General features: G+C 34.4%; 4 protein-coding genes. All 4 read right to left on the bottom strand.

The window, feature by feature from the left end; all coding sequences use genetic code 11:
- On the bottom strand, positions 1 to 77 hold a 77-nt coding region (locus RWZ99_RS09375), incomplete at its 3' end, for a DUF3173 family protein (RefSeq protein ID WP_152906810.1).
- Positions 78 to 136: 59 nt separating this feature from the next.
- Positions 137 to 523 (bottom strand): hypothetical protein, encoded by a 387-nt coding sequence (locus tag RWZ99_RS09370; RefSeq protein WP_061853401.1) that lies wholly within the window; start codon positions 521 to 523, stop codon positions 137 to 139.
- A 2-nt stretch (positions 524 to 525) separates the two neighbouring features.
- Complete coding sequence (locus tag RWZ99_RS09365; protein ID WP_314678344.1) at positions 526 to 1,722, bottom strand: replication initiation factor domain-containing protein; 1,197 nt, start codon at positions 1,720 to 1,722, stop codon at positions 526 to 528.
- 40 nt (positions 1,723 to 1,762) lie between these two features.
- Complete coding sequence (locus RWZ99_RS09360; RefSeq protein ID WP_214252903.1) at positions 1,763 to 2,236, bottom strand: hypothetical protein; 474 nt, start codon at positions 2,234 to 2,236, stop codon at positions 1,763 to 1,765.
- Positions 2,237 to 2,520 lie beyond the last annotated feature (284 nt).

Genomic DNA, 2,520 nt, shown 5'->3' with positions numbered 1-2,520 from the left:
GTATGGATAATCTTTCTTGCAGTTCCTGGAGCAAATCCAAGTTCGATAAGGTCATCTTTTGTTACAGTTTTAATCATGTGATCTCCTTTTCTAATTAGATTAAGTAAGGGGAGGATTAACTCCCCTTGTCTAATACTTATTTTTGTTTTACATCTACTAAATGGATAGCATCCGCCTTGTAATACATTGTCGAGCTAATCATAGTAGCTTGTAAATTGTCAAATGTAACTGGTACTTCATCCATTGCTTGGATATAGTCATTATCAACCAAGGCATCTGGATTGTCTACTGAGACTTGGGTTGATTTCTTTTTGAATTGTCCATCTTTTATCGTTACATTGTATTTCCAACCAATGATTTTATCGGTATTAAAACGTCTTTCGCTACCATCTCGGTTTTTGATAATTTCTCCGTTTGCATCTGCTCGGACTTCCGTTTCAAATTTTGGAATAACTTCATCCAATTCAAATTTTGTTCCAATGTTATTAAAATTCCAGTCATTTTGTGAAAGCATTTTTGCCATAATTAATTTCTCCTTTTGATATTTTCTTTGATTGTAGGGATTAAATCCTCTCTTTTAAAGAGAATTGCCCTTTCTATTAATCCACTTGCTAAATCTGGTGGATATTCCATATTGTTGAGTGCGAGATAGTTAGCTTTCTCATACTCATGCAGTAAGTTATTGTCGTATAGAAATTTATACGCTTTTAGAATAGCTCCTGAACCTTTATAGGTAAACCATTCTAATTTTTGTTCTAGTTCTGTTTTTGGTTTTGAAATAATGATAGAGACAGGTTTTGAGTGACCTAAAAACTTTTCCCAAGATCTCAAAGGTTTTGAGAAATGGCTATCACTATAGAACCTCACTTTTTCTTTGAGATATCCCTTGGTAAAGTTGAGAAGATCTATTTCTGAATGCAACCATTCTTGAATGAAGTAGTGAGCTTTTTCTTTCCTAAGTTCTAACTCAGTTCTTATCCAATTTTCTATATACCGCTTGCTGATACCGAGCTTCTCAGCTCGTTCTAAGCGCTTATCGTAAATTCTAAGTCTTTCATCATCATTGGGTTTTCTTAAATATAAGGTCTGACCAATCGTTTCATCTCCGTAGGTATTGTAGTAGGTGCTTTTTCCATATATAAAGCGTTTCTTCTGACAAATCTTTAGAAGCTGATTAGGAGTGAAATAGGGTGTTTCATTAAAATCATCTATTGCAATATCAATTCGTCTTACTGAAAATTGATTGTAATTGTAGTAGAGGTTGTTCAGAAACTGTCTTTCGGACAGACTATTTGGATCTAATACCATATCTCTATAGAACTCGAGTGCCTGTCCTGACATGACAAGCATGTAGGACGACTCTTTCGCTCCATAGTAGATACGGATATTCCCATAATGAAGCTGGCTATCATAGTTATAGTATTTAAGGCTCCCTTTATTCTCAATAAATAGGTCATAGTCAAGAAATAGAATGTCTTCGATTATTTCTCTTGACGAAAATTCAGTCTTATCAAACTGAATTTGAATCCAGTCAAATACAGAACGTAAATGCTCATTTTTTGCCATAGATTTTGATTCAACTTTTTGCCTAATTTTGCCACCCTTAAAATCTCCGAAACCCTTGGAAATACTGAATTCTTTCGATGGTACACCTAACTTGCAGAGGGTGGTGTTACTACACACCCTATCGGTCAAAAATGGTCCGTCCGCATCTACGCTCATTTTCGGCTTTCTGCCTCATGGCTCAGCCGAAAACTCGCTATTAGCCGAACCTATTTTTTGACCTCTTGTTAACAAACCCTAGTAAGCCGGTTTGCATCGACTCTTCAATATCTTGGATTTTCTTTTTTAGGTTGGTATTCTCAATTTTTATCAGTCGCATTTCTCGCTTAAATTCCTGTTTTAAGGCGCTCAGTTCATCGTAGAGCTCATCTATTACTTGGTTTAGGGATTCATGCTCATTGTCTGCTAGACTCCCAAATACGGCTTGTATAGCCTCTTTTAGACCTATTTCAAGTTTTAGTTTAGCTAACTTTTGAAATTGTCTAAGGTCTTCGTCTGTAAAGTCATAGGCAACTGTATAACTTAATTGATGAGTTCTGGGATTTCTACTGATAGGAACTTTAATTTTCTTAAATTCCTTGCCACTTATCTCTTTAATCAGTTGAATCCAATTTTTAAGAGTAGAGGTAGAGTTTAGGCCAGAAATTTGATTGACTAACTCTTTATTGGTCATCTTTTTGTGAAACCTCCGAAATTTTCTTGTGCAACTGAAGAGTTTTCTGTGGTATAATTGTTACATAATATGTTTTGATCTTGGAACGAACGGCACATTTGTTTCAAGATTTTTTTATTTTGTCGAATCTTACCTCCTTTATTAAAATTTTTTAAATCGACTACTAGTTACATACGCTTTTACCTCCTTTTATGCTATAATATTCTCAATGGAATATTTAATCTTAAAATAAATATTCCTTATGGAATAATTCTATTTTATACCGTTTAGAATATTTTGTCAAG

The organism is uncultured Streptococcus sp., assembly GCF_963545685.1.
Taxonomy (GTDB): Bacteria; Bacillota; Bacilli; order Lactobacillales; family Streptococcaceae; genus Streptococcus.
This window is presented reverse-complemented; position numbering and strand designations above follow the sequence as displayed.